General features: G+C 56.1%; 18 protein-coding genes, 1 tRNA gene and 2 rRNA genes (1 of these 21 only partly in view). 7 read left to right on the top strand and 14 right to left on the bottom strand.

Going from position 1 to position 24,800, the window contains the following annotated elements:
- From GLP52_RS18500 to GLP52_RS18490, 3 genes are all read left to right on the top strand, one after another.
- Positions 1-2,093 (top strand): 23S ribosomal RNA (locus GLP52_RS18500); it begins 781 nt to the left of the window's first position.
- Between the two features lie 183 nt (positions 2,094-2,276).
- Positions 2,277-2,391: ribosomal RNA gene (gene rrf, locus GLP52_RS18495) — 5S ribosomal RNA — on the top strand.
- Positions 2,392-2,466: 75 nt separating this feature from the next.
- Positions 2,467-2,543 (top strand) — tRNA-Met (locus tag GLP52_RS18490).
- Positions 2,544-2,796: 253 nt separating this feature from the next.
- On the opposite strand, the gene GLP52_RS18485 is transcribed toward GLP52_RS18490, so the two are convergent.
- The 9 genes from GLP52_RS18485 to GLP52_RS18445 form a co-directional block, all read right to left on the bottom strand.
- The gene (locus tag GLP52_RS18485; RefSeq protein WP_237273153.1) at positions 2,797-4,254 is read right to left on the bottom strand and encodes a hypothetical protein; all 1,458 of its coding nucleotides are present in this window, start codon (positions 4,252-4,254) and stop codon (positions 2,797-2,799) included.
- 303 nt (positions 4,255-4,557) lie between these two features.
- Positions 4,558-7,878 carry an error-prone DNA polymerase gene (locus GLP52_RS18480; RefSeq protein ID WP_237273941.1) on the bottom strand — a complete coding sequence of 1,107 codons (3,321 nt, stop codon included), beginning with the start codon at positions 7,876-7,878 and terminating at the stop codon, positions 4,558-4,560.
- Positions 7,875-9,332, bottom strand: coding sequence for a Y-family DNA polymerase (locus GLP52_RS18475; protein WP_237273151.1), 1,458 nt, complete (start codon positions 9,330-9,332; stop codon positions 7,875-7,877). The genes GLP52_RS18480 and GLP52_RS18475 overlap by 4 nt, the downstream gene beginning before the upstream one ends.
- On the bottom strand, positions 9,247-9,834 hold the full coding sequence (locus GLP52_RS18470) for an ImuA family protein (protein WP_237273150.1): 588 nt from the start codon (positions 9,832-9,834) through the stop codon (positions 9,247-9,249). The genes GLP52_RS18475 and GLP52_RS18470 overlap by 86 nt, the downstream gene beginning before the upstream one ends.
- A 110-nt stretch (positions 9,835-9,944) precedes the next feature.
- A complete protein-coding gene (locus GLP52_RS18465; RefSeq protein ID WP_093734360.1) occupies positions 9,945-10,907 on the bottom strand; it encodes a branched-chain amino acid ABC transporter permease in 963 nt (320 codons plus the stop codon).
- Entirely contained in the window at positions 10,907-11,794 is an 888-nt protein-coding gene (locus GLP52_RS18460; RefSeq protein ID WP_093734361.1) for a branched-chain amino acid ABC transporter permease, read from the bottom strand. Before GLP52_RS18460 ends, GLP52_RS18465 begins: the two co-directional genes overlap by 1 nt.
- 73 nt (positions 11,795-11,867) lie before the next feature.
- Entirely contained in the window at positions 11,868-13,070 is a 1,203-nt protein-coding gene (locus tag GLP52_RS18455; protein WP_237273149.1) for an ABC transporter substrate-binding protein, read from the bottom strand.
- A 42-nt stretch (positions 13,071-13,112) separates the two neighbouring features.
- On the bottom strand, positions 13,113-13,832 hold the full coding sequence (locus tag GLP52_RS18450) for an ABC transporter ATP-binding protein (RefSeq protein WP_093734363.1): 720 nt from the start codon (positions 13,830-13,832) through the stop codon (positions 13,113-13,115).
- Positions 13,825-14,574 carry an ABC transporter ATP-binding protein gene (locus GLP52_RS18445; protein ID WP_237273148.1) on the bottom strand — a complete coding sequence of 250 codons (750 nt, stop codon included), beginning with the start codon at positions 14,572-14,574 and terminating at the stop codon, positions 13,825-13,827. The genes GLP52_RS18450 and GLP52_RS18445 overlap by 8 nt, the downstream gene beginning before the upstream one ends.
- A gap of 442 nt (positions 14,575-15,016) precedes the next feature.
- Here GLP52_RS18445 and GLP52_RS18440 point away from each other — a divergent pair, with 442 nt between their 5' ends.
- The 4 genes from GLP52_RS18440 (at position 15,017) to GLP52_RS18425 (ending at position 19,393) form a co-directional block, all read left to right on the top strand.
- Positions 15,017-15,991, top strand: a complete 975-nt coding sequence (locus GLP52_RS18440) for an ABC transporter substrate-binding protein (protein WP_093734365.1) — start codon at positions 15,017-15,019, stop codon at positions 15,989-15,991.
- A gap of 110 nt (positions 15,992-16,101) precedes the next feature.
- Entirely contained in the window at positions 16,102-17,139 is a 1,038-nt protein-coding gene (locus GLP52_RS18435; RefSeq protein WP_093734366.1) for an ABC transporter permease, read from the top strand.
- Between the two features lie 10 nt (positions 17,140-17,149).
- Complete coding sequence (locus GLP52_RS18430; RefSeq protein ID WP_093734367.1) at positions 17,150-18,214, top strand: quaternary amine ABC transporter ATP-binding protein; 1,065 nt, start codon at positions 17,150-17,152, stop codon at positions 18,212-18,214.
- Between the two features lie 186 nt (positions 18,215-18,400).
- Complete coding sequence (locus tag GLP52_RS18425) at positions 18,401-19,393, top strand: IS30 family transposase (protein WP_237273147.1); 993 nt, start codon at positions 18,401-18,403, stop codon at positions 19,391-19,393.
- A 39-nt stretch (positions 19,394-19,432) separates the two neighbouring features.
- Here GLP52_RS18425 and GLP52_RS18420 read toward each other — a convergent pair whose 3' ends face one another.
- The 5 genes from GLP52_RS18420 to GLP52_RS18400 all read right to left on the bottom strand — a co-directional run bounded on the left by GLP52_RS18420 (position 19,433) and on the right by GLP52_RS18400 (position 24,781).
- Complete coding sequence (locus GLP52_RS18420; RefSeq protein ID WP_237273146.1) at positions 19,433-20,527, bottom strand: C45 family peptidase; 1,095 nt, start codon at positions 20,525-20,527, stop codon at positions 19,433-19,435.
- 1 nt (position 20,528) lies between these two features.
- Positions 20,529-21,599 carry an extracellular catalytic domain type 1 short-chain-length polyhydroxyalkanoate depolymerase gene (locus tag GLP52_RS18415; protein ID WP_237273145.1) on the bottom strand — a complete coding sequence of 357 codons (1,071 nt, stop codon included), beginning with the start codon at positions 21,597-21,599 and terminating at the stop codon, positions 20,529-20,531.
- A 30-nt stretch (positions 21,600-21,629) separates the two neighbouring features.
- Entirely contained in the window at positions 21,630-22,046 is a 417-nt protein-coding gene (locus tag GLP52_RS18410; RefSeq protein WP_093733966.1) for a CopG family transcriptional regulator, read from the bottom strand.
- A 78-nt stretch (positions 22,047-22,124) separates the two neighbouring features.
- On the bottom strand, positions 22,125-23,546 hold the full coding sequence (locus tag GLP52_RS18405; protein WP_237273144.1) for a UdgX family uracil-DNA binding protein: 1,422 nt from the start codon (positions 23,544-23,546) through the stop codon (positions 22,125-22,127).
- Positions 23,546-24,781: a putative DNA modification/repair radical SAM protein gene (locus GLP52_RS18400; RefSeq protein ID WP_237273143.1), complete on the bottom strand. Its 1,236-nt coding sequence runs from the start codon at positions 24,779-24,781 to the stop codon at positions 23,546-23,548. Before GLP52_RS18400 ends, GLP52_RS18405 begins: the two co-directional genes overlap by 1 nt.
- Positions 24,782-24,800 lie beyond the last annotated feature (19 nt).

The following is a 24,800-nucleotide window of genomic DNA, read 5'->3' as shown; positions in this document are numbered from 1 at the left end:
GTAACACTTATTGGAGGACCGAACCCACATCCGTTGAAAAGGATCGGGATGAGCTGTGCCTAGGGGTGAAAGGCCAATCAAACTCGGAGATAGCTGGTTCTCTGCGAAATCTATTTAGGTAGAGCGTCATCCGAATACCCTCGGGGGTAGAGCACTGGATGGGTAATGGGGCCCCACAGGCTTACTGATCCTAACCAAACTCCGAATACCGAGGAGTACTAGATGGCAGACACACAGCGGATGCTAACGTCCGTTGTGAAGAGGGAAACAACCCTGACCTACAGCTAAGGCCCCTAATTCATGGCTAAGTGGGAAAGCAGGTGAGACGACCAAAACAACCAGGAGGTTGGCTTAGAAGCAGCCATCCTTTAAAGATAGCGTAACAGCTCACTGGTCTAAATAAGTTGTCTTGCGGCGAAGATGTAACGGGGCTCAAGCCATGAGCCGAAGCTTAGGATGCATTTATTGCATGGTAGCAGAGCGTAGTGTGACATAGTTCCATGTCTCCTTAGCCCTTCGGGGTATTGGAGACGCGGAGCTTTCTGTGAAGCGGGCCTGTGAGGGATCCCGTGGAGAGATCACTAGTGAGAATGATGACATGAGTAGCGACAAAGAGTGTGAGAGACACTCTCGCCGAAAATCCAAGGGTTCCTGCTTAAAGCTAATCTGAGCAGGGTAAGCCGACCCCTAAGGCGAGGCCGAAAGGCGTAGTCGATGGGAACCAGGTTAATATTCCTGGGCCAGATGGAAGTGACGGATCTCGAGGGTAGTTCATCCTTATCGGATTGAATGGGCTGCTTAGAGGTCCCTGGAAATAGCTCCATCGCTAGATCGTACCCTAAACCGACACAGGTGGATAGGTAGAGAATACCAAGGCGCTTGAGAGAACTATGTTGAAGGAACTCGGCAAAATACCTCCGTAAGTTCGCGAGAAGGAGGCCCGGTTTCTAGGCAACTAGAGGCTGGGGGCACAAACCAGGGGGTGGCGACTGTTTATTAAAAACACAGGGCTCTGCGAAGTCGTAAGACGACGTATAGGGTCTGACGCCTGCCCGGTGCCTGAAGGTTAAAAGGAGGGGTGAGAGCTCTGAATTGAAGCCCAGGTAAACGGCGGCCGTAACTATAACGGTCCTAAGGTAGCGAAATTCCTTGTCGGGTAAGTTCCGACCTGCACGAATGGCGTAACGACTTCCCCGCTGTCTCCAACATAGACTCAGCGAAATTGAATTACCGGTCAAGATGCCGGTTACCCGCGGTTAGACGGAAAGACCCCGTGCACCTTTACTACAACTTCACACTGGCATTAGGCCGAACATGTGCAGGATAGGTGGTGGGCTTTGAAGCGTGGACGCCAGTCTGCGTGGAGCCTCCCTTGAGATACCACCCTTGTTCTGCTTGATGTCTAACCGCGGTCCGTTATCCGGATCCGGGACCCTGTGTGGTGGGTAGTTTGACTGGGGCGGTCGCCTCCTAAATCGTAACGGAGGCGCGCGAAGGTTGGCTCAGAGCGGTCGGAAATCGCTCGTTGAGTGCAATGGCAGAAGCCAGCCTGACTGCGAGACTGACAAGTCGAGCAGAGTCGAAAGACGGCCATAGTGATCCGGTGGTCCCAAGTGGGAGGGCCATCGCTCAACGGATAAAAGGTACGCCGGGGATAACAGGCTGATACTGCCCAAGAGTCCATATCGACGGCAGTGTTTGGCACCTCGATGTCGGCTCATCTCATCCTGGGGCTGGAGCAGGTCCCAAGGGTACGGCTGTTCGCCGTTTAAAGAGGTACGTGAGCTGGGTTTAGAACGTCGTGAGACAGTTCGGTCCCTATCTTCCGTGGGTGTAGGATACTTGAGAGGAGTTGCCCCTAGTACGAGAGGACCGGGGTGAACGATCCACTGGTGGACCAGTTGTTATGCCAATAGCAGTGCTGGGTAGCTATGATCGGACAGGATAACCGCTGAAGGCATCTAAGCGGGAAGCCCCCCTCAAAACAAGGTATCCCTGAGAGCCGAGGTAGACCACCTCGTCGATAGGCCAGAGATGTAAGCGTAGTAATACGTTCAGTTGACTGGTACTAATTGCTCGATAGGCTTGATTTGATCCAGTAGAAGAAAGACTTCATACTGTGACAAAAGCATACACATACAATCAGTCGTACTGACTTGGACAAATCCTTACCCAGAACGGTGAGGAGGCGGGAACGCGCATCCTTTGGATACGCTCTCTCCCGCTTGTTGCTCTTTTGCCAATGGCAAAAGCAACAACATAGAGGTTTTACTCGGTTTGGTGGTCATAGCGTAAGCAAAACACCCGATCCCATCCCGAACTCGGCAGTTAAGTGCTACTGCGCCAATGGTACTGCGTCTTAAGACGTGGGAGAGTAGGTCACCGCCAAACCTAGCAAAACCTCTAAATTTAGTATCTCTCTGCGATGACAAAATAATAAGCCAATACACAAACATTGGCCCCCGGCGCGGGATGGAGCAGCCCGGTAGCTCGTCAGGCTCATAACCTGAAGGTCGTAGGTTCAAATCCTACTCCCGCAACCAAATCTACACAAACTTAGCAGTAAACAACGCCCGCAGAACATGCGGGCTTGCTTGCGTTCAGTATCTCCAATTGCTTGCCACGCAGGTCGAGGTGGTGAATAGCCCCTGGTTTCTTAGACGCCTGCCTCGTTCACTTACGTCTGCCTGTCTTTGTCATCGACATAATCTAAAATGGGGTGTTGCGACGACCGGTTGAATCTGCCGGCTCCAAAAATAGCAAGCAAAGCGTCTACAAATCTAGGGGCTATTCGATCTAAACGAAGGGGATATCCGCCAGATCGGGTGCCGTTTTATTCAATATACCTTCATTAATGAGAAGATGTTTTCTCTCTAATGGCGGTATGGCCAAACAGAGCATGATAATGCGCCTATCTGCAAAGGGGTTCACGAGGGTCACATTGGTGTGGGAGTAGTTTCGGGCTCCAAGCGAATTGGGCAGATAGTTTTCGCAGAATGAAAAGTCCAAGCTATTTTCGCGACAAAGATCGGGCAAAGAATTCCGCCAGTCCAAGTAGCGTTTCTTTAAATCGCTTGGCCTAATCTCGTCGCTAATGGCTTGGCCCATTTTTAGCCTTTTCATGCCAAACCTTACGTTGGAAGGGTTTGCCACTGAATCCTTTCGTGGATTCCAGTCGTTTGCGCGGGTAAGACCAAAAACATTGCCACGGATGAGCAGATGATCCTTGGGAAGCTTGTTATATATCTTGATGGAGTCGGTACCGCCTGCATTGACAGCATATCCAACACGCGCGAGAAAAACCCGTTTTCCCCATCTTTTCGGTTTGTTGCCTGTGATCCGCTTAAATGACAGCCCAACACGTTCAGCGATTATTTCTGCGGCATCGCAATCGCGCCCTGAATTCCAGCCGAAATCGGTTCCAAAAATCATTTTAGCTAAATGCATTTTGTCACGTGACGCGGCGAGTAACATACGTGAGTCTTGACCGCCTGATAGGGCCATTAGGCAGGGTTTTCCTTCAAGAAAACCGACCGTGTTTTGGCGAAGCAACGCAATGATGCGATCGATAATTTCATCGTGGTTCAGGCGTCGCGGCTCCATAAGGGCATTGTCGGTTGGCCAGAATCTTGCTTGCTCAAACGTATCCATCTTTAGGCTATGATTGGGCATAAGTCGCCAGCAACTTTTATCTGTCGTGTACCCTAAGCTGTATTGCCCCAAGCTTTTTTGAACCTTGATGTGCAAAAAGTCATCACGCTCGTTTATCGGTCGGTATAGAATGATCGGTAGGGTGCTTCCCACAATACCGGTTTCGCGATCGAAGACGACACCCATTTCACCAACAGTATCGGTATATACGTATTGTCCCGATGGGGTTGAGGTGAAGACGGCGAACCTTCCCACAAAACCGGCTATAATTTCTTCTAATTTTCGATGCAGATCAGAGTCATATTTTAGATCAAGTTTCAAATCGCCTGCCAGAAGCTTGCCTTCGGCATTTAAGGCGACCCCAATAAGAATTGCACAAAGCGTATCTGCGGCGAAAATGCGCACGATATCTAGCGACGCTGAGTGATGTAGATATCGCTCACCGATTTTGACACTGAGGTATTCGGCAATAGGGGGGGTACTATCGCGAGAGAACTGAAACTGACCAGAATACAGATCGCTTGGCTCTAGGTTAAGCTTTTCGGCTTCTTCTATCGCCAAGCAGATACCTGAACCGTGAAGGCGGGACGTCGTATCAGTCATAATCATTCCTTGTGTCGAAGCACCATCAAAAAAAACCGGCTTACCTGAAACTGCTTCATATTGTGGATGATCCCTCGCACTTCCGCTAATTGCCGTCTGTCCTAAGGACTGGGGGTCTTAACCGGACGAAGGGGCACAATCTATACCCTATGTTTCAACACCGAATACTCATACCTTGCATGGTTGCTTGTACAGGGCATTTTACGACGCTGTCCAATTGTTCCTGTGGCCATTAGCGATCCCAGGGGAAACACCGTTAAGCGCGGCCAAATCTAACGTCTACAGGTGCTTGCCCGTCTTTAGTCAGTGAAAATCGCGGCTCGGAAATATCTGTTTGGCTTGGGCGCGCGGGTTCTGAGCACGAGGGGGATAGCGGGCGGGTCGGGGGGCATCGTCTGCTTGAGGTTGCGTGATTCCCACTGCGCCGTCCATCGGATGTCCAAGATCAGCAATGCGTCCCGACAAATCCTCTATTTTTTCGGCGATCAGATGCACGACGATCCCTTCGCGTTGCAGCCGGCCCGTCACCCGCAAAAGGCGGCCGCCCATGACGATCTGGCGAAACTGGGTGTAAACCTTGCGCCATACCACGACATTAGACACGCCTGTTTCATCCTCTAGCGTCAGAAAAACCACGCCAGAGGCGGTGCCAGGGCGTTGGCGCGTGATAACAAGGCCGCACACAGATATTCGAGAAAGCGGCACAAAGGGGAGCTGATCATGCGGGGTCAGGCCCGGAATTGTGGGGCGTAAAAGCTCCATCGGATGTGCACGCAGGGTAAGGCGCAAAGCGATGTAATCTTCGACAACCTCTTCACCGAGGTGCATTTCTGGCAAGCGCACACCGGGTTCATTCAGGCCTTCGCCATCTAAGGGATTTGCAAATAACGGCAGCGGGGCCGGCGCAGAGATGGCGCGCACGGCCCATAGCGCATCGCGCCTGGTAAGCCCCATTCCAACGAAGGCGTCCGCTTCGGCCAGACGTTCCAATGCGGCGGGGGCAATGCCGCCGCGCAGCCATAGGGCTTCGGGATCGGGATATCCATTGCCACGCGCAGCTACGATCCAAGCCGCATCACTTTCGCGAAAGCCCTTGATCTGACGAAACCCGAGCCGCAGCGCCAAGGCCCCGTCTGCGCGACGCTCTAGCGAGTTGTCCCATGCGCTATGGTTCACGCAGACGGGGCGCAGTTCAATCCCGTGCTCGCGGGCGTCGCGTACGATCTGGGCAGGGGCGTAAAACCCCATTGGCTGTGCATTCAAAAGCGCACATGCAAAGATTGCGGGATGGTGGCATTTCAACCATGACGACACGTAGGTGAGCATCGCAAAGGCCGCCGCATGGCTTTCGGGGAAGCCATAATCGGCAAAGCCCTCGATCTGGACAAAACATGCTTCGGCAATGTCCTGACTGTATCCGTTGCGCATCATCCCTTGAACGAAACGGTCGCGGTGGGTTTTGATTGTGCCCATGCGCCGGAAAGAGGCAAGCGACCGACGCAGATGATCTGCCTCTTCTGGCGTGTAGCCCGCGCCGACCACGGCGATTTGCATCGCTTGTTCTTGGAACAGCGGAACGCCCAGGGTCTTGCGCGTGACCTCTTCGAGTGCGGGACCAAAGGGTTCGGCGGCCTCTAGACCTTGTCGCCGGCGCAGATAGGGTTTGACCATCCCCCCCTGAATCGGGCCCGGGCGCACAATGGCAACCTCGATCACCAGATCATAAAATTCGGCAGGCTTCATCCGCGGCAAGAAATTCATCTGTGCGCGGCTTTCGACCTGAAATACCCCCACCGCATCGGCACGGGTCAGCATGTCGTATGTGGGTTTATCCCCTTGGGGAACAGTGGCCAGCGTCAGATGCTTTTTCTCGTGATTTTCCAACAATGCAAAGGCCTTGCGGATACAGGTCAGCATCCCGAGGCTCAGGACATCAATCTTTAGAATACCCAACGCGTCGATATCGTCCTTGTCCCATTCGATAACGGTGCGCGCGTCCATTGCGGCATTTTCGATGGGGCACAGTTCATCCAACCGCCCTTGGGTGATGATAAAGCCGCCCACGTGCTGCGATAAATGTCGGGGGAACCCGATGAGTTCGCCGATCAGCCGCAGTGTTTGCGACAGCCGGCGATCACCAGGGTTCAGCCCCAATTCGCGCATCCGTTCGGGGTCGGCCCCATCATTCGAAATGCCCCAAATTTGGCCGGACAGCCCTGCAGTTACATCTTGGGACAGCCCCATGACCTTACCAACTTCGCGGATCGCTGCCCGCGACCGGAAATGGATAACGGTCGCGCAAAGCCCTGCGCGGTGACGTCCGTATTTTTCATAAATCCACTGGATGATTTCTTCGCGGCGTTCGTGTTCAAAATCGACATCGATATCAGGGGGCTCGCCGCGATGCCGCGAGATAAACCGTTCAAAGACCATGCCAATCATATCGGGGCTGACGTCGGTAATGCCCAGAAGATAGCAGATGATCGAATTCGCCGCCGATCCGCGACCCTGACATAGAATACCGCGGCGGTTTGCCTCGGCGACAATGTCGTGGACCGTCAAAAAATACGCGGCATAGCCGAGCTCGTCCACAAGCCGCAGTTCCTTGTCCAGCAAGGCATAGACGCGATCCGAAGCGCCCTCAGGATAGCGCCGTCGAAGCCCCGCACGGGCCAGATGCTGTAGCCGATCCTGCGGGCTGCGTCCTTCCGCCCTCTCATCGGGGTAATCATATTTCAGCTCGGATAGATCAAAGCTGCAGCGTGTCGCAATTTCAATCGTGCGGCGCAGTGCAGCGGGGTGATGGCGATATAGACGGGCCATATCAGCAGCCGGTTTCAGACGGCGTTCCCCATTTGGCAGGGCATCTGTTCCGATGCAGTCAATTGTGATGCCTTCGCGCAAGCACGTCAGCACATCTGCCAGCTGCCGGCGTGCGCTGTGGTGCATCAGCACATCGCCGACCGCCACCATCGGGGCAGACGCACGCAACGCCAGTGCGGCACAGTCGTTGAACCACGCCTGATCAGACCCGTCATACCGCGGGGTTGCACCTAGAAAAACGGATCTGGGATAGCGGCGCGCCAGTTTTTGGATGGGGGACAAGGCTTGGCTTAGGTCGGCGGGCGGCAGGGCGATCAAGATCAATCCCTGACATCCCTGTAGCAGATCTTCGAGGTCCAAATGACACTCTGCCTTGCCTGCGCGCCGTTTGCCCAATGTCAGCAATCGCGACAAGCGTTGATATGCTGGCAGGTCAGTGGGCAAGGCTAACCAGTCGACAGGGCAATCCCGAAGCACCAGACGTGTGCCGACGATCAGCTTTGGAAGCAGGGGCGTCGCATCAGGCAAGGCGGCGCAGGGAAGGTTCTGCGGCCTGCCGGTTGGCAACCGCGAAGAGCTGTCAATCTGCGTGCTCGATCGGATCCGCAGCGTATCGCGGGCTTCGGCCTTGAGTGTTTTCAATGCGCTATAGGCGCGTACCACCCCCGCCAACGTGTTGCGGTCTGTGATGGCGATTGCGCTTAGCCCCAGTTCCGCCGCGCGCAGGATCAGTTCCTCGGGGTGGGACGCGCCGGTCAGAAAGGTGAAATTAGAGGTAACACCAAGCTCAGCATAGCTCATATGAATTCTCCTTGCACAAACCAGCCGGGGTTCTGCGGCGTGTAGAACAGCCACAAGCGGCGGCCTTCGTGTGTGTCGATCCGCCAGTAGTCGCGCAGACCCGAGCGCCAGCCATCGTCGTCCATCCACCATTCCGGCGCGATCCTTTCGGGCCCGGTTGCACGCCCAGTGGTCAATGTCATCCGCCGCCACCTGAACCGAGAGGGCGGCTGTGCCCCCTGTCCGGTGATCGGTTCGGGGGAAAAGATGCGCAGCGGCCGCGGTTTGACGCTGCCCCAACCGTTTTGTGGCGGGCTGGCCGCCGCAGGGGCCATGCGAAAGCTGCGTTCAGGGATGTGACTGTCGGCAGGCAGGAACCGCTGGATGTTCTCTAGTCCTATCCGTGTCCCAAGACGCGAGATGAGGTCATTCAGTTGGTCGGGTTGCGCTTGGCGGACCGTCCCGATCTGTTGCAGCGGCAAGGGCTCAACAATCACGGCCTGTAGGCGCATGACATCAATGCCAAACCCTGCATCCACCGCGCCGACGCCGCGTTCAAAGAGTGGCAGGATCCGCGTCGCGTCGCGCATGGCGCTGGCCAATCGCAGCTCTACCTGTTGGCTGTCTTGATCGACGCGGCGGAGCGTCAAGACGAGCTTTCGGGCGCCCGCTTCGTGCATTTTCAGTTTATCGCATAGCGGGATCAAGAGCCGTTCGACCGCAGCCATCACATCAGCCAGCAACCCGATAGGTTCCGGAATTGTCAGGCGCACGGCGTAATGCGGCGGCTCCCCGGCTGGGCAAATGGCCTCTGGGATGTGGCCCAAAGCCTGATCAAGGCGGGTCAATACCTCGGGACCGAACCGGCGCGCCAACGGCCCACGCGGCCGCGTTGACAAGTCATTGATATGACGGAGCCCAAGACGCTGCAGCGCGACAATTGTCGCTGGCGGAAGGCGCAGTGCAGCCACCGGCAACGGCCCCAACGCCCCGACCGTATCGCCATAATGCGCCAAGGCCCACGCCGCCCCGCGGGTTTCGCCCAGACCCAACCGCAAGGAGATCGCCGCGTGCTGTGCACGCTGGCGCATATCCTCCAGCATCGCCGTTTCATCGGGCCATAGATGTGTTGAACCGGTGAGGTCCAGCACCAGACCGTCCGGACCTTCATGTCCCACCCACGGGCAATAGCGTGTCGCCCACCGGCGCAGCGTCGCTAGAAACCGTGCATCCAGATCGGGCTGTGCACTGTGGCTCACTAACGTCGGACAAATCGCGCGGGCATCTGCAAGGCGCATGGTGCGATGCAGGCCCAATGCTTCGGCCTGTTGGTTCAGACAGTAAATCCTATCGGTGTTGTGCTGGTTTAACGTCAGCGCAAAAGGGGCATCAACCGGTCGTACCTTTAGCGCCCGGTCGGAGGCCAACCGGGGAAACCACATGCACACAACGCGCTTTTTGAGACCATTGAACATCCCAGACACCAATCGTTCCCGATTTGTTCTTAATAATTTCCCAATGCATCAGAGTCGAGTCCCCCTTTTCAGCATCAAAGGCAGGACGGACCCGCCACCGGGTCTCTGCGGCGTTCGATCCCATGCCTTCTGGGATAAGACACAGCCCTGTCGTGCCACCAGCTTTTGCAGCCAGCTGTAGCCGGCGCCCTTCGCGCAGGTTCAAAGGGCGCGAAATGTCGATCAACACACAGCTGAGCACCCCCTCGCGCAGGGATTCTTCGGCCACCGCAAGGCTGTCAGCCTGGTTTTTAGCAAACGCGACCAAAAGCTGGGCAGGGTCCAGGACAGTCGCAAGACCCAACGGATTGACCCTTTCGTGCGCGCGCATTTCGCGAATCCAAAGCGTTATGCCCTGCAGCATACTGCCTACAATCGCACCAAAAACGGGCGCTGCAGGGCCGCAGGCTTCATGAACGCGCCCACGCTTTAAAGGAAACGTATCTGGAAAACCTGACTGCATACCTGCATATCTAACGCAACGGCCGCGCCGCGCCAATCCGGTGTCTTGAGTGACCCCCCCTGAAATTTGAACAAGGGGTCTAAGTTGCAGATTTGAGCCGCCCGTTTTGATTAAAGGGGCCGCTTAAACCAGCGAGCCAAGACGCCTACGATGCCCTCGCGGAACATCAGAACACCGATGACGAAAATCACACCTTGAATGATCGTGACCCATGCGCCGAATGTCGCCAGATAGTTCTGCATGGTGACGATAATCCCTGCGCCAACAAGGGGCCCAAAGATGGTGCCCATGCCGCCCAACAACGTCATCAGAACGACCTCGCCTGACATGGACCAATGCACATCCGTCAAAGACGCCAATTGGAACACCTGCGATTTCGTGGCCCCCGCAACCCCCGCCATCGTCGCGGACAAGGTGAACACGATAAGCTTGTAGCGGTTGACGTTGTAGCCCAGCGAAATTGCCCGGGGTTCGTTTTCACGGATCGCCTTGAGCACTTGGCCAAAGGGCGAATGCACAATGCGGTACAACAACAAGATCCCGCCAAAGGTGACGGCAAGAACGAAGAAATAGAGCGCTAGATTGTCGGACAAAGAGAAGAGGCCGAACAGGTCACCGCGCGGGACGCCCTGGATGCCGTCTTCGCCGCCGGTAAAGTCTGCCTGAAGCGCAGTGAAATAGACCATTTGTGCAAAGGCCAGCGTTACCATCGCAAAATAGATGCCTTGCCTGCGGATCGCCAGTGACCCGATGACAAAACCCAAGAGGCCCGCCGCCGCTGCACCGCAAAGAACGGCCAGCTCTGGTGTCAGACCCCAGACCTTGGCCGCGTGCGCCGCGACATAGCTGGCGCCCCCAAAATACGCGGCATGCCCGAACGACAACAACCCGCCAAAGCCTAGCAAAAGGTTAAAGGCTGCGGCAAACAGAGCGAAACACATCACTTTCATTGCAAACACGGGGTAGACGAAAAACGGCAGCGCGATCAGCGCGACCAGAAGCACCCCAAAGATGATCTTGTGCAGCGTTGGCATGCCTGTGGCTTCGCCTTTGGTTTTATCAGTCATTGCCATTATGCGGTCCTCCCGAACAGACCTTCAGGTTTGATCATCAAGACGATTGCCATGATGACGAAAATAACGACGGCTGATCCTTCGGGGTAAAACACCCGCGTCAATCCTTCGACGATACCAAGCATATAGCCCGTGACGATGGCCCCCATGATAGAGCCCATCCCACCGATCACCACGACGGCGAAAACCACAATAATAAGCTGTTCGCCCATCGTCGGGTTCACGGAATAGATCGGGGCGGCCAAGACGCCAGCAAATCCGGCCAGCGCGACACCAAACCCGTAGGTCAGCATCACCATTAGCGGAACGTTCACGCCAAATGCGCCTACAAGCGTCGGATTTTCGGTCGCAGCGCGGAGATAGGCACCCAAACGCGTCTTCTCGATTGCGAACCAGGTGGCAAAACACACCAGAACAGACGCGACAACGACCCATGCGCGATAGTTCGGCAGGAACATAAACCCAAGGTTCTGCCCGCCCGAAAGCACAGCAGGGATTTGATAGGGCAATCCGGAGATGCCGTAATAATTGCGGAACAGACCCTGAATGATCAGCGCCAACCCAAATGTCAGCAGCAGGCCATAGAGGTGATCCAGATGGTACAGGCGCGACAACATGGTGCGTTCGATGACGACACCAAAGACACCCACGATCAGCGGTGCCACAATCAAAGCGGGCCAATAGCCAATGCCCAGATAGTTCAACAGCATCCACGCGACAAAGGCACCTGCCATGTACAACGCGCCATGGGCAAAGTTGATGATGTTCAGAAGGCCAAAGATAACCGCAAGGCCCAGCGATAGAACCGCGTAAAACGACCCGTTGATCAGGCCAAGCAAAAGCTGTCCTAAAAGAACCTGCGGCGGCACTCCCAATAACTCAAACATATCCTGGCCCTATTGTGGTGTGGTAAGAAACATCCATCCCACCAGCACGGTGGGATGGAAAAAACGCGCTGCGTTACTTCTTGGAGAAGTCGCACTCTTCGAGCATGGGCAAGAACGCCTCTTCGCCACTGATCGAGGAAATCTCTTTGTAAAGATCCCATTCGCCGGTCGACTCATCGGGTGTTTTTACTTCGAAAAGGTACATATCGTGCAGCGCACGGCCGTCGGCACGCACAGTCACTTTGCCAAACAGCGGGTCTTCGATGTCCATTGCTTTCATCTTGTCGACGATCGCTTTGCCATCTTCGGCGCTACCCAGTTCTTTCACAGCGGCAAGATATGCCATTGTGGACGAATAGACGCCCGCCTGCACCATGTTGGGCATCGCACCATGCGCTTCCATAAAGCGGTCCGACCATGCCCGCGTTTCATCGTTCTGGTCCCAATAGAACGCTTCTGTCAGCGACAGACCTTGGGCCGTTTGCACACCCAAAGCATGGACATCGTTGGTAAACATAAGCAAAGCAGCCAGCTTTTGACCGGCTTGCGTGATGCCGAATTCCGATGCTTGCTTGATGGAGTTCACGGTATCGCCGCCGGCGTTTGCCAGACCGATCACATCAGCGCCACTGCCTTGTGCTTGCAGCAGGAACGAAGAGAAATCCTGGTTCGGGAACGGCACATTGACCTGGCCCACGACCTCGCCACCGTTGGCCTTAACAACCGCCGAGGTGTTTTCTTCGAGGGAGTGACCGAAGGCGTAGTCTGCGGTCATGAAGAACCACTTTTTACCGCCCGCGTTTGTCAACGCCGCGCCGGTGCCATTGGCAAGGGACGCTGTGTCATATGTCCAGTGCACGGACGTCGGGCGGCATTGTTCGCGGGTCAACGCCGTTGAACCGGCACCCGAGATCAAGAACACGCCGTTGTTTTCAGCGGTGATATCGGCCACAGCCAGCGCGACAGAGGATGTCGGCACGTCGAGGATCGCGTTCACCCCATCCACGTCATACCATTGGCGTGTGATGTTCGAACCAATGTCGGGTTTGTTCTGGTGGTCGGCAGAAATGATTTCGACGCTCATGCCATTTTCGGCGGCTTTGAAATCTTCGACCGCCATACGTGCAGCCACAACCGAGCCTTCGCCGGACAAATCGGCATAGACGCCGGACCGGTCATTCAACACGCCAAGCTTGACGCTGATGTCTTGCGCCAGTGCGGGTGCTGCTGTCATCGCGGCGAATACCGCGGTGCTGATAACAAGATTCTTGGTCATAAATTACCCTCCTGATTATGACGCCGAAGCGTCCTGTTTTCCCTACACGCCCAGATAATCGTGAAGCTTCTGGGCGTTTTCCTCCAGTTGGTCGTTGGGGATCATGTCAACGACCTTCCCCTGATCCACAACGTAATGCCGGTCTGCGACAGAGGCCGCAAAACGGAAGTTCTGCTCCACCAGAACGATTGTGAAACCTTCGTCTTTAAGCGCTTTGATGGTGCGTCCGATCTGCTGGACGATTACCGGCGCCAACCCTTCCGTCGGCTCGTCGAGCAGCAGAAACTTGGCCCCTGTGCGCAAGATCCGCGCGATCGCCAGCATTTGCTGTTCGCCGCCTGATAGTTTGGTGCCCTGACTGCTTTTGCGACGCTCGTACAAATTCGGAAACAGATCATAAATCCGCTCGACGCTCAGCCCGCCGTCGGCAATGCGCGGCGGCAACATGAGGTTCTCTTCGACACTTAACGACGAGAATATGCCGCGCTCTTCGGGGCACAGCGCTATGCCAAGCCGCGCGATCTGTCGCGGCTGTAGGCTGATCATCTCTGTGCCGTTAAAGGTGATCGATCCGGCGCGTTTGGCCAAGATACCCATGATGGCCAAAAGGGTAGATGTCTTGCCAGCGCCATTGCGGCCAAGCAACGTGACAACTTCGCCTTGGCGTACCTCAAAGTCGATACCGTGCAGCACGTGGCTTTCGTCGTACCAGCCCTGCAGATCTTTGACTTTTAACAACACATTGGACAGGGGTTCAGTCATGGCTGGCTCCGATGTAGGCTTCGATCACTTCGGGCGCCTTGGAGATCTGTTCGTATGTCCCCTCCGCCAGAATTTCGCCACGCGCGAGGACAGTGATATGATCTGAAAGTTCCGCCACGACCGACAGGTTATGTTCGACCATCAGCACGGTGCGATTTTCAGCAATACGGCGGATCAACTGCGAGATCCGCTCGACATCTTCGCGGCCCATGCCGGCCATAGGTTCATCCAAAAGCAACATGTCTGGGCTAAGCGCCAGTGTGGTCGCAATCTCTAGCGCGCGCTTTCGGCCATAAGGCAATGATGCGGCCCGTTCGTCTGTAAGATCGCTCAGACCGACCTCGGCAATGTATTCGCGGGCTTGGTCGTCGAATTTTGACAACACACGATCAGACCGCCAGAAATCGTAGCTTTCCCCGCGGGCCCGCTGCAACGCCACACGGACATTCTGCAAAACAGTAAGATCGGGAAAGATCGCCGAAATCTGGAAGGACCGCACCATGCCCAAACGCGCAATCTCTGACGGCTTCATCCGGGTGATGTCGCGCCCCTCATAGGTTATCTGACCATGGGTAGGCTGCAGGAATTTCGTCAGCAGGTTAAAGCACGTGGTTTTGCCAGCACCGTTGGGGCCAATCAGCGCATGGATCGTGCCTTTTTTGACCGACAGATCGACATTGTTGACAGCAATGAAGCCTTTGAACTCTTTGGTCAAACCCTTCGCTTGTAGCGCGATAGTCATTGCTCCCCTCCCAAGGTCAATTCCCAGCAACGCTCACTAAGAGCTTAGTTTCAGGAGATGTCAAACAGGTGTTTCATTTTTTTTGAACGACCGGTCAGAAACGGGGAGTTTAAACTTGGAGGCGCAGTATTTTTGACGGCTGTAATAGGGCAGCTTTTGCATTTGTCCTGCACTATTCGAAATTCCGCAGCGTTTTGCGTTGAGAATATGAATCTTGGCAGAACTCTCTTTGGGATCGGGTTGCAAACCAAGATCGCTGTAGTAGGGTCCGGCTGAAGCACAAATTGACGCGACATATCATCCCCTTGCAAGCCGTAAGGGGCACCGGATCTTGTACCTGATGCAAAGGTCGGCCCGGTGCATATGCGAGCGACGACGCTTTGCCGGGCTTCGCGATAAAATCGCGGCCGCTGAACTGAATGAACGAACAGGAGTTTCCATTATGAACCGCTACATCCTTAGTGCTGCGCTGGCAGCTGTCGCCGTCCCCGGTGCCGCATTGGCGAACGAAGATTGCGGCGAGATCACCATCGCCGAGATGAACTGGGCCTCTGCCGGTGTTGTTGTGGCTGTGTCCAACTTCCTGCTCGAGCAAGGGTATGGCTGTGATGTGACAGTCGTGCCCTCTGACACCACGCCCGCCGTCACCTCGCTTTCAGAGAACAACGAGCCTGATATCGTGCCGGAGCTTTGGCCAAACTCAGCCGGTGACGCTTATAAGAAAATCAAGGCCGACGGTAAGATCGTTGAATTGACCAGCGTTCTTGAACCCGGCGGTGTCGAAGGCTGGTGGATCCCGACGTATCTGGCCGAAGCGCACCCCGAGTTGAAGACCATCGAAGGTGTGATGGCGAACCCCGAGCTGGTCGGCGGCATGTTCAATAACTGCCCCGATGGCTGGGGCTGCCGGATTGTGAACGACAACCTAATCCGCGCGATGGATCTGGAAGGCTCGGGCATCGAAGTCTTCAACCACGGCTCGGGCGAAACGCTGGCCACGTCGATGGCATCGGCCGTGCAAAGCGAAGAGCCTTGGTTCGGCTACTATTGGGGCCCCACCACGCCACTGGGCAAGTTTGACATGACCAAGGTCAGCCTGGGCGAAGAGATCGAGGCGGCACAAAATGCCAACGCGAATGCTGATTCCGCCGACGCAGCCGTTACCGAATTTGCCACAGCGCCCGTCTTGACAGTTGTCACCAAGGATTTTCAAACCTCTCACCCCGAGGTTTCCGAGCTGATGTCCAACGTACAGTTCGAGACGGACCAGATGAGCAGCCTGTTGGCTTGGATGGACGAGAACAACGCCAGCAGCGAAGAAGCCGCTGTCTACTTCCTGACAAACAACACCGAAATCTGGAAAGACTGGATCAACGATGACGCGCGCACAAAGCTGTCCGCGCTTCTTGGCGATTGATCTGAAACGACACTTTCGGGCGGCCCGGTGCATCAAGCACCGGGCCGCCCTTTCTAGGTAATCGACTTTAAAGAACGAAGGGCAGATGCAATCGCCCTCACGGGGGATGCATGGCAACATACGATTTTATCTTTGACAAGCTCGGCTTGCGCGATTGGTGCGGCGGCGGGGGTGGTGGCGACAGCGCCCCGATGTCGATGGCTGAACTGCTTGGCAAAACAACCGGCACTGCAGACGAGATTTCGGCATGGGACACACCCTTTCCATCGCTCGACAATCTGCACGATGCCTGCAACGCAATCCCGCAGTCGCGCGATCTGACCACCGGTCTTGAAAGCGGGTTTTTGAACATCAAAGACAGTCTGAAAGTCGTTGTCGACCCTCTGACACAACCCCTTAGCTGGGCGCTGAACGAAATGCTCTGGGTGATGCAAGCAGTGCCGTGGTGGATCATGATCCCACTGTTGATGCTGATCACCTTTGTGGTTGGGCGGTCGCTCAAGCTGGTCGGGCTTGTAGCGCTTTGTTTCGGGTTTCTCGCCTTTGTCGATTATTACGATTACACAATGCAAACGCTGGCGATTATCTTCGTCTGTGCCTTCATATGCGTGCTTCTCGGGGTGCCGATAGGGATTGCGATGTCACGCAGTGACCGCACCCAACGAATTATGATCCCGATCCTTGATATGCTGCAAACATTGCCGCCCTTTGTGTATCTGATTCCGCTGATCTTCCTTTTTTCGGTCACCGAACCAAAACTGTATGGGATCGCGATTATTCTTTATGCCATCGTGCCCGTCGTCCGCTTAACCGACCTTGGTATCCGCCTTGTCGACAAGGATGTGATCGAGGCAGCCGACGCCTTCGGTATGACGAGCCGCCAAAAACTATTCGGGGTGCAAATACCGCTGGCGTTGCCCAATATTATGGCCGGCGTGAACCAAACAATCATGATGAGCCTCGCAATGGTCGTGATCGCCTCGCTGGTGTCCGCACCAGGGCTTGGGGTGCTGGTCCTGCGCGGTATTCGCAGTCTGGAACTGGGCGTTGGTCTGCTTTCGGGCTTGGGGATTGTACTGCTTGCGATCATCCTTGATCGGGTAACCAAAGCAGCGCTTGCCCGCATCAATGCCGGCCAGTCAGATTAAGGAGACGGACATGTCAGACGATATTAAAATCAAAATCCGGAACCTGTATAAAATCTTCGGCGACGACCCGAAATCGGCGCTAGAGCATGTAAAAAATGGCATGGGAAAGACGGAGCTGCTGGCCGAGCATAACCACGTGCTGGGGCTCAATGATATCAACGTCGATATACCCGCCGGTAAGACCACGGTGATCATGGGCCTGTCGGGATCGGGGAAATCTACCCTGATCCGACATTTGAACCGCCTGATTGACCCCACCTCCGGCGAGGTGTTGGTCGATGGCGAGGATATCTTGTCTTACAATGACAAGCAGCTGCGCGATTTACGGCAACACCGGATGTCGATGGTGTTCCAGAAGTTCGCGCTGTTCCCCCACCGGACCGTTCTAGAGAACACTGGCCTAGCCCCGTCAATCGAAGGTCAAAGCCTGAAGAAGTACGAAAGCGAAGCACAAAAATGGCTCGCCCGCGTCGGCCTAGAGGGGCAGGGCGATCAATATCCCCATCAGCTGTCCGGCGGGATGCAGCAGCGTGTCGGCATTGCCCGCGCACTGACCAGCAATTCCGACATTATGCTGATGGACGAGGCATTCTCGGCGCTGGATCCGCTGATCCGCACGGATATGCAAAACCTATTGATCGAACTTCAGGGCGAGCTGCAAAAGACCATCGTCTTCATCACCCACGATCTCGACGAGTCCCTCAAGCTGGCGGACCATCTGGTTATTTTGAAAGACGGTTTTGTCGTCCAGCAAGGCGAGCCGCAGCATATTCTTTTGAACCCCTGCGACCCGTACATCGAAGACTTTGTCAGCGACATCAACCGCGCGCGCGTTTTACGCGTCCGGTCGGTCATGCGTAAGACCACGGAAACAACCGGCAACATTAGCGGCGAAGTTGATCACAACGACAATCTGGAATCGCTTATCGAGAAGTCCGGCGGCGACACGACCAACCGCTATCGTGTGATGAAAGACGGCCAGCAGGTTGGTACCTTGGAAATGGCCGATCTGGTACGTTCTTTGGTGCCGCAAGGGGGGTCGTCCGATCCCGACGCGGCACGCAGAACCGGGTGATTTGATTTCTAAGGTGGCATCCGAACTGGGGTGCCACCTTTTAGTGCTGCCCATTGCGATCGCAGCGCAGGGTGTCTTGGACATATAACATAACGTTCATTATCCGGTCTAGCGTTGTAGCGCGGCACATTCTAAACTGGGTTGCGAAATTTCCCCTATCTTGCTGGAAAGCAAGGAGAATGAAAGATGGCCCATACAGAGCTAAACCTGCGTGAACGGCGCACGATTGAAGATATGTTGAATGCTAAGATACCCGTACGAGAGATAGCAGCGGAGATCGGCAGGCATGTTTCGACGATTTATCGTGACATCAAGCGCAACCGCTATGCCGACGAAGACCTGCCGGAATTGAACGGATACTATGGTGTTGTTGCTCAACGCGCTGCGGTTCAAAGGCGTGCACGCCGTCAAAAATTGGTGCGCCTTGTCGGCCTGCGAAAGGCTGTGATCAAACAGCTCAAAGAAGGTTGGTCTCCCGAACAGATCGCGGGTCGATTGTTCTTTGAAGGCCAGAAAGTTCGTGTGAGCCACGAGACAATTTATGCTTATGTCTACAGTCCAGACGGTCAATCCAAAGAGCTGGCCCGATACCTCCCAAACCGGCGCAAGAAACGGAGACCGCACCATTCACGCAGGTCCCGTGGCCTTGTTTTCCCGCCAGATCGGTCCATCCATGAACGACCCGACTACGTTGATACGCGTGAGACTTTTGGCGAATGGGAGGGCGATTTGATGATTTTCGAGCGTGCTCAGGGTAAGATGAACGTCGCCTCGCTCATTGAGCGGAAAACCCGCTTCGCCGTCCTGTTCCGTAACAACGACCGCAGCACAACGCATCTGATGGACAAGCTAATGACTGTGATGGAACCCCTGCCCCAAACGGCCCGTAAATCGATCACCTTTGATAGAGGTATTGAGTTTAGGAATTGGCGCAAGCTGGAACCTGGAATCGGAACCGAGGCATGGTTCTGTGATCCGCAAGCCCCGTGGCAAAAGGGTTCCGTCGAAAACCTGAACAAGCGTGCGCGGCGCTACTTACCAAGAGATGCGCCTGTGGCCGCGCTCTCAAATCAAGATATGAAGTCGATTTGCGACCGCTTGAACGGCACGCCCAGAAAGTGTCTGGGATGGCGCACACCAACGGAAGCATTCAGGGAAGAACTCATGAAACTAAGATAGCGGTAACCGTCGCAACGACCCTTGAGAATCCACTTAGCTTTACGCCCCGTAGCTCCATTTCGGGACATATCTTTGCCAATCGCACCCATGACCCGCGGCGTAGTCCATACCCACCTTCACCCAGTCGATATCACCTTCACGCTGCTGCGGTGTAGCACCGTTAGAATAGATGACGTCGCGGCTGCCTTCTTGGAAGGCGTCAATTGATTGTACCCAGGTATCATTGTCCCAATGCAGCGTCAGATGTCGGCGTTTTGGCTCGTATTCAGCTGTGAACAGCGTGCCAAACCCATCGGCATACCGATCCTGCTTTAGGGGCGCTTGGGTGAATTGCTGCGCAAGACCGGCGGGACCAGGTCCCTCGGATAAGAGACTAATAAGGCGTTTTGACCGCTCAAACGTTCGCGTAAAACCGCCGCGATCGGGGGTACTGCCGTCAGTCTGATGGTTCGTCGCAACAAGACGCGGCTGCACTTTGGCACCTCCGCCCGCGTATAGCTCGACGCTCGCGGCGGCTCCATCGGCATCCGCAACCACTACGTTATAGGGCATATGGGACGGCACCCGCTGCAACACCCGCAGGGCCTCAGGGACTGTTTTACAGGTCTCCAGGACATAGCGCAGGATCGTCGTGATGCCAAAACCACGGCCGGTTTCTTGTCGCCCACCATAGGCCAGCGCGATGCTGAGGCCTGCGTCGTTGATACCGTCAGACAGCCCCCAGAGGAACTCGACCATGCCCATGACGGGGCGGCCGGTCCAGGCACTGTGCAACAGCAACCCTTCGTTTAAGTCTGGCGATAGATCGTAATTACGCACAAGCCGGATGTCGTCCCGCGATGTGGCAACCGCCAGCGAGCAGCCCCCCAGATAGCTAGGAGGGCACCATGTCGACAAAAAACGCGCAGCGCGATCTGATCCTCCAGCCAAATCCGTAAGCTTTGCGTGAACAGGGACTAACTCGGGCATATACTGCTGTAACGCGGCTTCGCAGGCAGTGCGGTCGGGGCCGGTATCGCCGCCACGTGCGGTGAACCACGCCTCGTAGGCAGGCCATGAACGGTCCCAGCGGGCGGCCCACTTTGCTCCCGGGGTGGCTTCGCTGATTGCGTCAAACGTAAGGGAGTGCGTCATATCAAGCGCCTTTCGACGGCAACTCGAGGAAAAACCTTATCATCTCGCGGCTGGCGTCTGGCCCTGTCGGGTCCGTGTACGACCCTGCGCTGTCGCCCCCCGACCACGCATGAGCAAGGCCCGTGATGGTCCACTGCTCTCTTACCGCGTGGCCTTTCGGGGCCAAGATCGTGCGACGGGTAAAGCTGCGCCCGTCAGTTTTGCCATCGTCCATCACCTCTGTCCCCGCGGGAGGCGTATTGGCAATCGCATCTGCATTGGCTGCGTGAACGGTGGTGTCAGCGTCGCCCTGAAAGATGATGGTCGGAATGAAATCGCCCGTGTTAGAGCCTGTTGCCCCCTGCCCCATCGCTGCGAAAGCCGATGGCACATCGCGGGCCGCCTGATAGGGCAGCCCCGAATGCGCCCCGACCGCGTCGAATACATCGGGGTAAGTCTGCCCCAGCACGACGGCCATCGCGGCCCCCGCAGAAAGCCCTGCCACAAAGTTACGCCCCTTTGGAATGGCGTGATCCCGCTGCACCTGTTGCATCAGCCCTGCAAGGATCACGGGTTCACCCGCGCCGCGCATCTGGTCGCCCGGATCGAACCACTTCCAGCAGTTTTGCATATTCGCGATCCGCGATTGTGCCGGATACACAAGGATCAGCCCGTGCTCATCCGCCAGCTGGTTCATGCCTGTACCCTTGGCGAAATCAATCGGGGACTGCTTGCAGCCGTGCAGCATCATCACCGCCCCTTTCGGCGTTGACCCGTTGAGGTTGGGGACATAAATCCGATACTCTCGGCTGCCCGCGGTACAGCTGAAAGTACCGCTGTCGAATGTCGCACCTTGGGGGAGTTCGGGTTCTGTCGTGTCGCCGCCGGTCAAAGCCGATTGCGCCAATCCAGCGAGTGTGTCGCGCAGGCCGCGGCCAACTTTAGCTCTAGCAAAGGGATTTTTAGCGGTTTTAGTCGCAATACCACCCCCTACGCCGAGCGCATTCTGGATCGTTTCGGTTGCCGCTTTGGGGTTTCCCCCGCGCACAAGTTTCCCGGCACGGCGCATGGCCGCGTTGAAATCATCTGTCATGTCGCATTCCTTTAAAGGATTAAGCCGGTCTTAACTGATCCGGTCGCCGAGTGCTTTTTTGACGTCTGTGCTGGCTTGAAGCGCCCCCAGCACATGAATGGAACCAATCGTGGCGCGTGCGAGTTCCGGTGTGACGTCACGTGCGATACGCGCAAGCCCCACGACTTTGATGTGCAGGACCTCATTCGCGGCTTGCACGGCTTCAAGATCTGCGAGGGTGTAGTCGCGCAGGCCCATCTCCATCGTGTGCCGTTCTATCGACCGTGTGACCGTATCGGACTGGTGGTCCAACTGCTTGCGGATCGCTGTACGGATAAAATCGCTGCGGTTGGAATAGAACCCCTCCTGTACCAGCAGATCGATCCGACCCAGATCAACAAAGCCCAGGTTAATGGTAATTTTCTCGTTTTCGGGCTGTTTGTCTCGTAGCTGCCTGACGTTGTTCATATCGATTCTCCATCCATGTGGATGGTATATGGCATCCGATACGCAGATTGCAATGGGTGCCCGATCTTTCTGGCCGCTTCAATCCAGCAGTTTTACCGCCATGGCTAGATCGTCCCTAAACTGGGCCGTTGCATCGGCTTTGGCTTTAGGATCTGGAAGGCGCAGCAGATAAGACGGGTGTAGGGTTAACAAAATAGGCGTGCCGGATGCGGTTTGTTCGACCGTGCCCCGCCGCGACAAGATACCCGCGCGGCGCCCCGTTAGCCCTTCGGCGGCGGTGGCCCCCATCCCAAGCAGCAATTTGGGACGTACCTGCGCGATCTCTGCGTTCAGCCACCACCGGCAATGCTGAATCTCTGACCCGTTGGGAGATTGGTGCAAGCGCCGCTTACCGCGCGGGGTGAACTTAAAGTGCTTTACGGCATTGGTGACAAACGCCTTGTGTCGCTCCAGCCCCGCCTGCCCTGCAATTTTGTCAAACAGCTGCCCCGCCGGACCGACGAAGGGCCGCCCGCTAAGGTCCTCCTGATCGCCGGGCTGCTCCCCTACGATCATCAGGTCAGCGTCCATCGCCCCCTCGCCCGGTACAGCTTGTGTTGCGTTGCAATGCAGGGGGCAACGGGTGCAGGCCGCGATATCTTTGGCCAATGCGTCTTTCGGCCCCTCCCACGCCGATTGATGCGCGGCAAGCTGCGCTTGTACTTGTGCCATGCGCGCAGGTGGCAGCGAGGGTGCGGCCTCTGCCATCGCCCGCGCGCGGGCGGGGGCTTCGGCAATCATCTGGGGAATAAACGCCGCTTCGGGCATGTTCTTCCAGTATTTCTTTGGCATCTCTGACTGCATGGCTTTGACCATCAACCGCGCAGGATTAAAGATGTTCTGGAAATAGGTGATCCACAGCTGCTCGCTTGCGTCTTCGGGCAGCGCTGGCTTTTTCTGTCCTTCGCGGAATGACAGCGATCCATTTTCGAACACGGCAGACACATCCGGCGTGAGGATACGCCAATCCATATCGCTGAAACGGCGGACAAAGAAATCGGCGGTAGGCTCTACCGTGTGATACGTGGGCTCGAACCACGCGGCAAAGGACCGCCGCGGCGCATATTCAGCCCCGATCTCGCGAAAGCGCACGAATGCTTTCATCTTATGTTGGCAGCGATGCACGTTCTTTTCCATTGACCGCAGGCGTGACAGATCGGCGTCGCCGCGGTCCGTCATGAGATGCGGGGCATCTTTCAAACGCCACAAAAATGCATAGAGCCGCGCAAAGCGTTCAGGATCGCTATGCCAGACGACGGTGCTCGCCATCGAAATAAAGCTACGCGGTACAGTGACGTGCCCTGCCGGTCGGACCGGCCCAACCTCACCAAACAGATCGGGTGCAGTGGTGGTATCGCCCCACAGGATCGCTTCGGGCGGGATGCCCGCTGCTAGAAACTGACGCGCCGCATCACGCCACGCCTGCGCCGTGCCAATCGGGGGCATCACTGCGCGGTGCATCAGAACAATGTCAGCTGTTCGGGCGGCGGCGCAAAACGCGCACGCAGGTCAAGGCTGTCGGTCAACCCACCGGGAGACCAGCCGCCCGCTGTGATAAAACTGCGCGCCTTTTTCATCGACGCACCCATGCGGATCAGATCTTCGTAGCGCAGGGCGCGGTGGCAGCGCGTTGACAGGATCCGGTTCACCGTCTTCACCCCGAACCCCGGTACGCGCAGCAGCATTTCGCGAGTGGCACGGTTCACATCCAGCGGAAACACCTCGCGGTGCACCAAAGCCCAGGCCAGTTTTGGATCTACTTCAAGATCAAGGTTCCCGTCCGCCGTGACCGACGTGATTTCGTCCAGTTGGAAATCATAGAAACGCAGCAACCAATCCGCTTGATAGAGCCGATGTTCGCGCTGCAAGGGCGGTCGGATCAGCGGGAGCTTGGACGAACTGTCCGGGATCGGTGAGAAAGCCGAATAATATACGCGCTTGAGTTTATAGCTGGAATAGAGCCGTGTTGACTGGCCCAGAATGGCGGCATCATTTGACCCGTCTGCCCCGATGATCATCTGCGTCGATTGGCCCGCCGGCGCAAACCGTGGGGGGCGTTTACCGGTGTGGGATTTGTCCTTCGACACTTCCTTGCGCAGCCGGAAATCCGCCATCGCCTTGCGGATCTGCTCAGGCTTCTTTTCCGGCGCATATTGTTGAACGGCAGCATCCGTTGGCAGCTCGACATTGATCGACAACCGGTCCGCCAACAGCCCCGCTTCGGCGATCAGCTCGGGGGCCGCATCAGGGATGGTTTTAAGGTGGATATAGCCGCGAAAGTTTTCCTCGTGGCGCAGCTTGCGCGCGATTTGCACCATGTCCGAAATGGTGGCGTCCGGCGACCGGATCACGCCTGAGGACAGGAATAACCCTTCGATATAGTTTCGACGGTAAAACTCGATGGTCAGCTTCACCACCTCATCGACACTAAACCGCGCCCGCGTCACGTTCGACGAGGCACGGTTGATGCAATAGCTGCAATCATAGATGCAGAAGTTCGTCATCAGGATTTTCAGCAACGAGATACAGCGCCCATCCGGCGCATAGGCGTGACAAATGCCCGCCCCCTCGTTCGAGCCAAGCCCCTTACCATCGCGCGAGTCGCGCTTCGTCGACCCCGAAGAGGCACAAGACGCATCGTATTTCGCCGCGTCGCTGAGGATCGCCAGTTTTTGTTCTACAGTTTGTTTAGCCATACGTTCACTATATGTTCAC

The sequence above is a fragment of the Sulfitobacter sp. M22 genome, assembly GCF_021736025.1.
In the GTDB taxonomy this organism is placed as follows: domain Bacteria; phylum Pseudomonadota; class Alphaproteobacteria; order Rhodobacterales; family Rhodobacteraceae; genus Sulfitobacter; species Sulfitobacter litoralis.
This window is presented reverse-complemented; position numbering and strand designations above follow the sequence as displayed.

What these genes read in the sequence shown, in the direction of transcription:
- GLP52_RS18450 (WP_093734363.1), bottom strand. Translation starts at nt 13,832, where the DNA reads ATGACTGAACCCCTGTCCAATGTGTTGTTAAAAGTCAAAGATCTGCAG.
- GLP52_RS18475 (WP_237273151.1), bottom strand. Translation starts at nt 9,332, where the DNA reads ATGTTCAATGGTCTCAAAAAGCGCGTTGTGTGCATGTGGTTTCCCCGG.
- GLP52_RS18465 (WP_093734360.1), bottom strand. Translation starts at nt 10,907, where the DNA reads ATGGCAATGACTGATAAAACCAAAGGCGAAGCCACAGGCATGCCAACG.
- GLP52_RS18470 (WP_237273150.1), bottom strand. Translation starts at nt 9,834, where the DNA reads ATGCAGTCAGGTTTTCCAGATACGTTTCCTTTAAAGCGTGGGCGCGTT.
- GLP52_RS18480 (WP_237273941.1), bottom strand. Translation starts at nt 7,878, where the DNA reads ATGAGCTATGCTGAGCTTGGTGTTACCTCTAATTTCACCTTTCTGACC.
- GLP52_RS18460 (WP_093734361.1), bottom strand. Translation starts at nt 11,794, where the DNA reads ATGTTTGAGTTATTGGGAGTGCCGCCGCAGGTTCTTTTAGGACAGCTT.
- GLP52_RS18440 (WP_093734365.1), top strand. Translation starts at nt 15,017, where the DNA reads ATGAACCGCTACATCCTTAGTGCTGCGCTGGCAGCTGTCGCCGTCCCC.
- GLP52_RS18455 (WP_237273149.1), bottom strand. Translation starts at nt 13,070, where the DNA reads ATGACCAAGAATCTTGTTATCAGCACCGCGGTATTCGCCGCGATGACA.
- GLP52_RS18415 (WP_237273145.1), bottom strand. Translation starts at nt 21,599, where the DNA reads ATGACAGATGATTTCAACGCGGCCATGCGCCGTGCCGGGAAACTTGTG.
- GLP52_RS18410 (WP_093733966.1), bottom strand. Translation starts at nt 22,046, where the DNA reads ATGAACAACGTCAGGCAGCTACGAGACAAACAGCCCGAAAACGAGAAA.
- GLP52_RS18435 (WP_093734366.1), top strand. Translation starts at nt 16,102, where the DNA reads ATGGCAACATACGATTTTATCTTTGACAAGCTCGGCTTGCGCGATTGG.
- GLP52_RS18400 (WP_237273143.1), bottom strand. Translation starts at nt 24,781, where the DNA reads ATGGCTAAACAAACTGTAGAACAAAAACTGGCGATCCTCAGCGACGCG.
- GLP52_RS18445 (WP_237273148.1), bottom strand. Translation starts at nt 14,574, where the DNA reads ATGACTATCGCGCTACAAGCGAAGGGTTTGACCAAAGAGTTCAAAGGC.
- GLP52_RS18430 (WP_093734367.1), top strand. Translation starts at nt 17,150, where the DNA reads ATGTCAGACGATATTAAAATCAAAATCCGGAACCTGTATAAAATCTTC.
- GLP52_RS18420 (WP_237273146.1), bottom strand. Translation starts at nt 20,527, where the DNA reads ATGACGCACTCCCTTACGTTTGACGCAATCAGCGAAGCCACCCCGGGA.
- GLP52_RS18485 (WP_237273153.1), bottom strand. Translation starts at nt 4,254, where the DNA reads ATGACTGATACGACGTCCCGCCTTCACGGTTCAGGTATCTGCTTGGCG.
- GLP52_RS18425 (WP_237273147.1), top strand. Translation starts at nt 18,401, where the DNA reads ATGGCCCATACAGAGCTAAACCTGCGTGAACGGCGCACGATTGAAGAT.
- GLP52_RS18405 (WP_237273144.1), bottom strand. Translation starts at nt 23,546, where the DNA reads ATGCACCGCGCAGTGATGCCCCCGATTGGCACGGCGCAGGCGTGGCGT.